Origin of the sequence: Janthinobacterium sp. LPB2021202312-11-4 (genome assembly GCF_037049705.1) — a bacterium.
In the GTDB taxonomy this organism is placed as follows: domain Bacteria; phylum Pseudomonadota; class Gammaproteobacteria; order Pseudomonadales; family Pseudomonadaceae; genus Aquipseudomonas.
Window position 1 is genome coordinate 168,281 of record NZ_JBAGKV010000015.1, and the last position, 9,408, is coordinate 177,688.

General features: G+C 61.1%; 4 protein-coding genes. 2 read left to right on the top strand and 2 right to left on the bottom strand.

Going from position 1 to position 9,408, the window contains the following annotated elements; translation table 11 throughout:
- Position 1: 1 nt before the first annotated feature.
- Positions 2–1,036: a lipopolysaccharide heptosyltransferase II gene (waaF, locus tag V5E99_RS17615; RefSeq protein ID WP_499803582.1), complete on the bottom strand. Its 1,035-nt coding sequence runs from the start codon at positions 1,034–1,036 to the stop codon at positions 2–4.
- A 194-nt stretch (positions 1,037–1,230) separates the two neighbouring features.
- Complete coding sequence (gene glnE, locus V5E99_RS17620) at positions 1,231–4,170, bottom strand: bifunctional [glutamate--ammonia ligase]-adenylyl-L-tyrosine phosphorylase/[glutamate--ammonia-ligase] adenylyltransferase (protein ID WP_499803583.1); 2,940 nt, start codon at positions 4,168–4,170, stop codon at positions 1,231–1,233.
- Between the two features lie 383 nt (positions 4,171–4,553).
- Between glnE and aceE the strand changes: the two genes are divergently transcribed.
- Both aceE and aceF read left to right on the top strand, forming a co-directional pair.
- On the top strand, positions 4,554–7,199 hold the full coding sequence (aceE, locus tag V5E99_RS17625; protein WP_499803584.1) for a pyruvate dehydrogenase (acetyl-transferring), homodimeric type: 2,646 nt from the start codon (positions 4,554–4,556) through the stop codon (positions 7,197–7,199).
- A gap of 11 nt (positions 7,200–7,210) precedes the next feature.
- Positions 7,211–9,169, top strand: coding sequence for a dihydrolipoyllysine-residue acetyltransferase (gene aceF / locus V5E99_RS17630; RefSeq protein ID WP_499803585.1), 1,959 nt, complete (start codon positions 7,211–7,213; stop codon positions 9,167–9,169).
- Positions 9,170–9,408: the final 239 nt, after the last annotated feature.

The window sequence follows — 9,408 nt, forward strand, 5'->3', positions numbered from 1 at the left end:
ACTAATTGACCTCGACCACAGTGCCCTGCAACCGCTGCAAGGCTTCGTTCACCGGTTGCGGCATCAGTTGACGCAAGCAGTTGTAATGACCGAAGCGGCACGTGCGATCAAAGCACGGGCTGCAATCGAGGCCCAGGCGCACGATTTCGACGTGTTCGGCCAACGGCGGAGTGAAGCCCGGCGAGGTCGAGCCGTAGACGGCGACCAGTGGACGGTTCAGCGCAGCGGCTACGTGCATCAGGCCGGAATCGTTGGAGACCACGGCGTCGGCGCAGGACATCAGGTCGATGGCTTCAGCCAGCGAGGTGCCGCCGCTGAGGTTCACCGACTCTTCACGCAAACCGGGAATCAGCCGCGCGCGAATGTCTTCGCCAACGGCGTGATCGTTTTTCGAACCGAACAGCCAGACCTGCCAGCCTTCGCGAATCTTCGCTTCGGCGACCTTGGCGTAATGCTCCGACGGCCAGCGCTTTGACTCGCCAAACTCGGCACCGGGGCACAGGGCCAAGACCGGGCGATCCAGGGCCAGGCCAAACTTGGCCAGCGCCGCTTCGCGGGTCACCGGGTCGATTTGCAGGCTCGGGCGTGGATAAGGCTTCGGCAGCTCGGCGCCTGGTTCGTAGGCCAGGGCCATGAAGCGCTCGATCATCAGCGGATAACGTTCTTTATCCAGGGTCCGCACGTCGTTGAGCAGGCCATAGCGGAACTCGCCACGCCAGCCCGTGCGTTTCGGGATGCCGGCGAAAAACGGCACCAGTGCCGATTTCAGGGAATTGGGCAGCAGGATCGCCTGGTCGTACTGGCCGGCCAGGGATTTGCCGATGCGCCGACGGGTCGCCAACTCAAGCGCGCCGTGGCCGAGCGGAAAGCTCAAGGCCTGACGCACTTCGGGCATGCGCTCAAGGATCGGCCGGCTCCACTCGGGGGCCAGCACGTCGATTTCGCATTGCGGGTGGCGCTGCTTGAGACACTGAAACAGTGTCTGCGCCATCACCATGTCACCGACCCAACTGGGCCCAACGATCAGAATTTTCATGTGGTTTCCAAAAACGAACCGGGGAGGCATACGCCTCCCCGCCTCGAGAATTCTACAAACACTGCAGATCTATTGTGGGAGCGGGCTTGCTCGCGAAGGGGCCGGCACATCCAGCATCGATGTCGACTGATACTCCGCTTTCGCGAGCAAGCCCGCTCCCACATTGGGGTATTGGGTGTTTCAACTATCCGGTTTCAGCTTAACCCCAACTCTTTCCAGATCCGCAACACCTGCCGCCGTTCGTCCGCGAACTGATCGCCCGGTATCACTCCGGCCTCCTTCTGCAAGGCCTGCCGGTGAGCGGCGGAGCGATAGGCTTTATAGGCCTCGCGCAACAGGCTGGCGTCTTCGACGGGCATCAGCCCGGCCTTTTCCAGCTCTTCCAGAATGCGGATGTTATCGGTCCAGCGCAGCAATGACGGATGCTGCTCGGACCACGCCAGGGCCGCGTATTGCACCATAAATTCAATATCGACGATACCTCCGGCGTCCTGCTTGAGATCGAACGGCGCCGTGGCCTCGAAGGCATTCGCCCCGGTGCCGGCGGCGGTGCTCTTGCTGCCGAGGTTATCGCGCATCTTGGCGCGCATCTCGCTGACCTCCTGGCGCAAGGTCGGCAAATCCCGGGCCTTGCCCAAAATCGCCGCGCGCACCTTCTCGAACGCCTGGCCGACATCCTGGCTGCCCACCAACACCCGCGCCCGCACCAACGCCTGATGTTCCCAGGTCCAGGCTTCGTTTTCCTGATAGCGAGCAAATGCCCCGAGGGAACTCACCAGCAACCCGGACGCACCGGACGGCCGCAGACGCATGTCCACTTCATACAATTGGCCGGAATTGGTCTGCGCCGTGAGCAAGTGAATGATCCGCTGCCCCAACCGGGTAAAAAACTGCGCGCCGTCGATGGGTTTCGCCCCGTCGGTTTCCGCTTGCGGATCGCCGTCGTGGATAAACACCAGGTCCAGGTCCGAACCATGCCCCAATTCCAGGCCGCCGACCTTCCCATAACCGACAATCACGAAGCCGGGATCGCACAAAGTGCCGTCGGTGCGCATCGGGTTGCCGTACTTGGCGACCGTTTGGCGCCAGGCCAGGGCCAGCACTTGTTCGAGGATTGCCTCGGCGAGCCAGGTCAGGTAATCGCTGACCTTCATCAACGGCAAGCTGCCGGAGATTTCCGACGCCGCCACCCGCAAGCGGTGCGCCAGTTTGAAATGACGCAAGGCTTCCATCTGTTGTTCGAGATCATCCTCGGGGATTCGGGTCAGGCGCTCGCGCAACTCGGCGGCCAATTCCGGCGCCAGCGGCGGCTTGAACAGTCGGCCTTCATTGAGCAACTCATCGAGCAGCAACGGGAAACGGGTGATTTGCTCGGCAATCCATGGGCTCGCCGCGCATAACGTCAGCAATCGACGCAGGGCGCCGGGGTTTTCCGTCAGCAACACTAAATAAGCCGAGCGCCGGGCCACGGCTTCCACCAGCGGCAGCACCCGCTCCAATACCAGATCGGGATTGGCATGCTCGACGGCCTGCGCCAACAAACGCGGAATAAAGGCATCGAGGCGTTCGCGCCCCAGGCGTTGCATGGCGCGCAATTGTGGACTGCCGCGCAAACCGGCCAAGGCTTTCAACGCCTTGCTGGCATCGACAAAACCGCCGTCCTGCAACTGCCGGCAGGCGGCCTCTTCGTTCTGGGACTCTTCCCACAACGGCAGCCATTCACCGCCCACCACCACCTCGGCCTCGGCGCCCTCCTCTTCATCCGGATCGGCAATCACCTGCGCGAAGTGCCACGCCACGCGGCCACGCCAATACATCAGCCGCTCATGGAACGCGTCCCAATCGGCAAAACCGAGCATAAAAGCAATGCGCGCCTGATCCTGAGCGCCGTCCGGCAGCATTTGAGTCTGACGGTCGGCAATCGCCTGGATCGCGTGCTCGGTGTACCGCAAGAATTCGTAGCCGTTGCGCAACTCGCTGATCACCGGTTCTGGCAGGTAACCCTGCCCTTCCAGGGTGCTCAGTACTTTTAATAGGGGGCGTTGTTGCAGGCTCAGGTCGCGACCGCCGTGGATCAACTGGAACGCCTGGGCGATGAACTCGACTTCACGAATGCCGCCGGAGCCGAGCTTGATGTTGTCGGCCATGCCTTTGCGCCGCACTTCCTGCTGGATCAACTGCTTCATGGTGCGCAGCGCTTCGATGGCGGAGAAGTCCAGATAACGCCGGTAAACGAACGGGCGCAGCATTTCTTGCAGTTGTGCGCCGGCCACTTGATCGCCCGCCACCACCCGCGACTTGATCATCGCGTAGCGTTCCCAGTCGCGGCCCTGGTCCTGGTAATACTGTTCGAGCGCGTTGAAGCTCAAGACCAGCGCACCGGCCGAACCATATGGGCGCAGGCGCATATCGACGCGGAACACAAAACCGTCGACGGTCATCGGGTCCAGGGCCTTGATCAGGCGCTGGCCGAGGCGGATGAAAAATTCCTGGTTATCCAGCGAGCGCTTCACGCCCACGGTTTCGCCGCCCTCGGGGTAAGCGAAGATCAGGTCGATGTCGGAGGACAGATTCAGCTCCACCGCGCCGAGCTTGCCCATGCCGAGGATGACCATTTGCTGCGGCTCGCCGCTGCGCCGGCCGGTGGGCACGCCGAACTGCTGGCAGTGCCGCGCGTACAACCACTGATAGGCCTGATCGATGCTGGCATCGGCCATGTCCGAGAGGTCGCGGCAGGTCTGGACCAGATCGGCCTGGCGGGTCAGGTCGCGCCAGATGATCCGCACTTGCTGGCGGGTGCGCTGGCGGCGCAGGGCGCGGCCGAGTTCGTCTTCGGTTTCAGCGGCATTCACCGCTGCCGCAATCTGGCCACACAGTTCGCCCGGCGCGAAGCGGCGATCGAGTTCGCCAGACTGCACCAGCCCCAGCAACATCAAAGGGTCACGAACACTCTGTTCAATCACGAAGTCGCTGGCGGCGCTGACCCGGGCGAATTGCGCCCAGCGTTCCGGCGTCCAGGTGGACAGGCCATGGTCGTCTTCTAATAAGGCCACAGCGGCGCGCAACGACTGCTCGGCGCGGGTGACCAACGGCTGGAGAATGGCGGGCAGTTCGGCAAGCGAAGGCAGGGTCATGGTCTATCCTTGATCGGCGTGTGAAGGGCTGCATGTAGTGATTCTTGAAAACCCGCTACGTGACCGACTGTCGAACAAAGGTTAGAAATAGCTGAAATTTCTTTTATTTTGGCAGCCAACATCAAGCTTTCACCTTTTCTGGTTGGCAAAAGACCAACCTTAACGATTATTCTCACAACGCAGCCGGAGGCCACAAGCCATTCATCTGTAGTTTTACTACTCGTCTATACATTCGAAAGGCTGAAATGCCCGTTGATTTGTAGTAAAACTACACGCCGCCGGAACAACCTCTCGGCAATCCAAGAATTTATATCGTCTGCCCACAAGGCCAGTCGCAAACTCAGGCAACCGATTCTGGAAGCCTTTCCGCCCTGGAGCAAGCCATGCAAGACCTCGATCCCGTCGAAACCCAGGAATGGCTGGACGCCCTGGAATCGGTTCTCGACAAAGAAGGCGAAGACCGCGCTCATTATCTGATGACCCGTATGGGCGAATTGGCGACCCGTAGCGGTTCGCAACTGCCTTACGCCATCACTACGCCATACCGCAACACCATTCCTGTGACCCACGAAGCACGCATGCCTGGCGACCTGTTCATGGAACGCCGCATTCGCTCGCTGGTTCGCTGGAACGCGATGGCCATGGTGATGCGTACGAACCTGAAAGATTCGGACCTGGGCGGTCACATCTCCAGCTTCGCCTCCAGCGCCACCCTGTATGACATCGGCTTCAACTACTTCTTCCAGGCCCCGACCGACGAACACGGCGGCGACCTGATCTACTTCCAGGGCCACACCTCGCCAGGCGTTTACGCCCGTGCGTTCATGGAAGGTCGCATCACCGAAGAACAAATGAACAACTTCCGCCAGGAAGTCGACGGCCAGGGCCTTTCGTCCTATCCGCACCCTTGGCTGATGCCTGATTTCTGGCAGTTCCCGACTGTATCGATGGGCCTTGGCCCGATCCAGGCGATCTACCAGGCACGCTTCATGAAGTACCTGGAAGCCCGCGGCTTCATTCCGGAAGGCAAGCAGAAAGTCTGGTGCTTCCTGGGCGACGGCGAGTGTGACGAGCCGGAATCCCTGGGCGCCATCTCCCTGGCTGGCCGCGAGAAGCTCGACAACCTGATCTTCGTCATCAACTGCAACCTGCAGCGCCTCGACGGCCCGGTTCGCGGCAACGGCAAGATCATCCAGGAACTCGAAGGCGTGTTCCGCGGTGCTCAGTGGAACGTGACCAAAGTCATCTGGGGCCGTTTCTGGGACCCACTGCTGGCCAAAGACGTCGACGGCATCCTGCAACGTCGCATGGACGAAGTCATCGACGGCGAGTACCAGAACTACAAAGCCAAAGACGGCGCGTTCGTACGTGAACACTTCTTCAACTCGCCGGAACTCAAGGCGATGGTTGCAGACTTGTCCGACGACGAGATCTGGAAACTCAACCGTGGCGGCCACGACCCGTACAAGGTCTACGCGGCGTACCACGAAGCGGTCAACCACAAAGAACAACCGACCGTCATCCTGGCCAAGACCATCAAAGGTTATGGCACCGGTGCCGGCGAAGCGAAAAACACCGCGCACAACACCAAGAAAGTCGATGTCGACAGCCTGAAGTTGTTCCGCGATCGTTTCGACATCCCGGTCAAAGACGAAGAGCTGGAGAACCTGCCGTTCTTCAAGCCAGAGCCAAACAGCGCCGAAGCCCGCTACCTGAGCGAGCGCCGCACTGCACTGGGCGGTTTCGTGCCACAGCGTCGCGCCGAAAGCTTCAGCGTGCCGACCCCGTCGCTCGATACCCTCAAGGCCATCCTCGACGGCTCGGGCGACCGTGAAATTTCCACCACCATGGCGTTCGTGCGCATCCTGGCGCAACTGGTCAAGGACAAGGAAATCGGTCCGCGCATCGTGCCGATCATCCCGGACGAAGCCCGTACCTTCGGTATGGAAGGCATGTTCCGTCAGTTGGGCATCTACTCGTCCGTCGGCCAGCTCTACGAGCCAGTCGATAAAGACCAGGTGATGTTCTACCGCGAAGACAAGAAGGGCCAGATCCTCGAAGAAGGCATCAACGAAGCGGGCGCCATGAGCTCCTTCATCGCTGCCGGTACTTCGTACTCCAGCCACAACCAGCCAATGCTGCCGTTCTACATCTTCTACTCGATGTTCGGCTTCCAGCGTATCGGCGACCTCGCCTGGGCCGCTGGCGACAGCCGTACCCGTGGCTTCCTGATCGGCGGCACCGCCGGCCGGACCACGCTGAACGGCGAAGGACTGCAACACGAAGATGGTCACAGCCACATCCTGGCCGGCACCATCCCGAACTGCCGCACCTTTGATCCAACCTACGGCTATGAGCTGGCGGTGATCATCCAGGACGGCATGAAGAAGATGACCGAAGAGCAGCAGGACGTTTTCTACTACATCACCGTGATGAACGAGTCCTACCAGCAGCCGGCCATGCCGGCCGGTGTCGAGGAAGGCATCATCAAGGGCATGTACCTGCTCGAGGAAGACACCCGCGAAGCGGCGCACCACGTTCAGCTGATGGGCTCCGGCACCATCCTGCGTGAAGTCCGTGAAGCGGCGAAGATCCTGCGCGAAGAGTTCAACATCGGCGCTGACGTGTGGAGCGTTACCAGCTTCAACGAACTGCGTCGCGACGGCCTGGCCGTCGAGCGCAGCAACCGTCTGCACCCAGGCCAAAAGCCTAAGCTGAGCTACGTCGAAGAGTGCCTGAACGGCCGTAAAGGTCCGGTCATCGCGTCTACCGACTACATGAAGCTGTTCGCTGAACAAATTCGTCAGTGGGTCCCGTCCAAGGAATTCAAAGTCCTGGGCACCGATGGTTTCGGCCGCAGTGACAGCCGTAAGAAGCTGCGTCACTTCTTCGAAGTCGACCGTCATTTCGTGGTGTTGGCAGCCCTGGAAGCCTTGGCTGACCGTGGTGATATCGAACCTAAGGTGGTGGCTGAAGCCATCGTCAAGTTCGGGATCAACCCGGAAAAACGCAACCCACTGGACTGCTGAGGAGACAATCTGTGAGCGAACTCATTCGAGTACCTGACATCGGCAGCGGTGAAGGTGAAGTAATCGAACTCTTTGTGAAGGTCGGCGACCGTGTCGAAGCCGACCAGAGCATCCTGACGCTGGAATCGGACAAGGCGAGCATGGAAATTCCTGCTCCCAAGGCCGGCATCGTCAAAGCCTTGAAAGTGAAGCTGGGCGATCGCCTGAAAGAAGGCGACGAACTGCTGGAGCTGGAAGTCGAAGGTGCCGCTGCTGCGGCCCCTGCGCCTGCCGCTGCCGCTGCTGCACCGGCCGCCAAAGCTGAAGCTGCACCGGTTGCGGCGCCTGCTGCTCCTGCTGCCGCGCCGGCCGCTGCTTCCGTTCAGCAAGTTCACGTGCCGGACATCGGCTCGTCGGGCAAGGCCCAGATCATCGAGATCCAGGTCAAGGTCGGCGACACCGTCGAGGCTGATCAATCGCTGATCACCCTGGAATCCGACAAGGCGAGCATGGAAATTCCATCGCCTGCCGCTGGCGTGGTCGAAAGCATCAGCGTCAAGCTGAACGACGAAGTCGGCACTGGCGACCTGATCCTGGCGTTGAAAGTGGCGGGTGCTGCGGCCCCTGCTGCGGCCGCGCCGGCTCAGGCTGCTGCGCCGGCCGCCGCTGCTCCAGCGCCAGCCGCTGCGGCGCCGGCTGCTCCGGTGGCCGACACTGTCCAGGACATTCATGTCCCGGACATCGGTTCGTCGGGCAAGGCCAAGATCATCGAAGTGCTGGTCAAGGCTGGCGACACCGTCACCGCCGACCAGTCGCTGATCACCCTGGAATCCGACAAGGCGAGCATGGAAATTCCATCGCCTGCCGCTGGTGTGGTGGAAAGCGTTTCCATCAAGCTGGATGACGAAGTCGGTACCGGCGACCTGATCCTCAAGCTGAAAGTCAAAGGCGTTGCGCCTGCTGCTGCTCCAGCACCTGCCGCTGCTGCTCCGGCGGCCGCTGCACCTGTTGCGTCGGCTCCGGCTGCTGCGCCTGCCGCACCGGTGGCTGCTGCCCCGGTCAAATCGGGCGCCAAGGTTCACGCCGGCCCGGCAGTACGCCAACTGGCCCGTGAATTCGGCGTCGAGCTGAACGCGGTCAGCCCAAGCGGCCCGCACGGTCGTGTGCTCAAAGAAGACGTGCAGGTTTACGTCAAAGCCATGATGCAGAAGGCCAAGGAAGCACCGGCCGCTGCCGCTGGCGCTACCGGCGGCGCGGGCATCCCGCCGATTCCGGTCGTGGACTTCAGCCGCTTCGGCGAAACCGAAGAAGTGCCGATGACTCGCCTGATGCAAATCGGCGCGTCGAGCCTGCACCGTAGCTGGTTGAACATCCCGCACGTGACTCAGTTCGATTCGGCTGATATCACCGACCTGGAAGCGTTCCGCATCGCGCAGAAAGCCGTTGCAGAGAAGGCCGGCGTCAAGCTGACCATCCTGCCGCTGCTGCTCAAGTCGTGCGCGCACCTGCTCAAGGAACTGCCGGACTTCAACAGTTCGCTGGCACCAAGCGGCAAGGCGATCATCCGCAAGAAGTACGTGAACATCGGCTTCGCGGTCGACACTCCGGATGGCCTGCTGGTACCGGTCATCAAGAACGTCGACCAAAAGAGCCTGTTGCAACTGGCAGCCGAAGCCGCTGTGCTGGCCGCCAAGGCCCGCGACAAGAAGCTCACCGCTGACGACATGCAAGGCGCCTGCTTCACCATTTCCAGCCTCGGCCACATTGGCGGCACCGGCTTCACGCCGATCGTCAACGCGCCGGAAGTGGCGATCCTCGGTGTTTCCAAGGCAACCATCCAGCCAGTCTGGGACGGCAAAGCCTTCCAGCCGAAACTGATGCTGCCGCTGTCGCTGTCCTACGATCACCGTGTGATCAACGGCGCCGCTGCTGCACGCTTCACCAAGCGTCTGAGCGACCTGCTGGCGGACATCCGCACCATCCTGCTGTAACACCGGCCGGCCCTCCTTCACCGGAGGGCCTGTCGCGTTTGACGATTTCCGAGCGCCACGCTCGTACCTCAACCCCGCCAATTTGGCGGGGCTTTTTTTGCCTGCTGAAAAGCACCTGGCAACTTCCTACATTCGCGGCTGACTTCGCCCACAACTCGAGTCCACTTCCGCCCGATATTTTTTGCCGGGCAATAACTAGGCTTAGTTGCATAAAGTTCTGCATGAACTTTGACACCCTT

What these genes read in the sequence shown, in the direction of transcription:
- waaF (WP_499803582.1), bottom strand. Translation starts at nt 1,036, where the DNA reads ATGAAAATTCTGATCGTTGGGCCCAGTTGGGTCGGTGACATGGTGATG.
- glnE (WP_499803583.1), bottom strand. Translation starts at nt 4,170, where the DNA reads ATGACCCTGCCTTCGCTTGCCGAACTGCCCGCCATTCTCCAGCCGTTG.
- aceE (WP_499803584.1), top strand. Translation starts at nt 4,554, where the DNA reads ATGCAAGACCTCGATCCCGTCGAAACCCAGGAATGGCTGGACGCCCTG.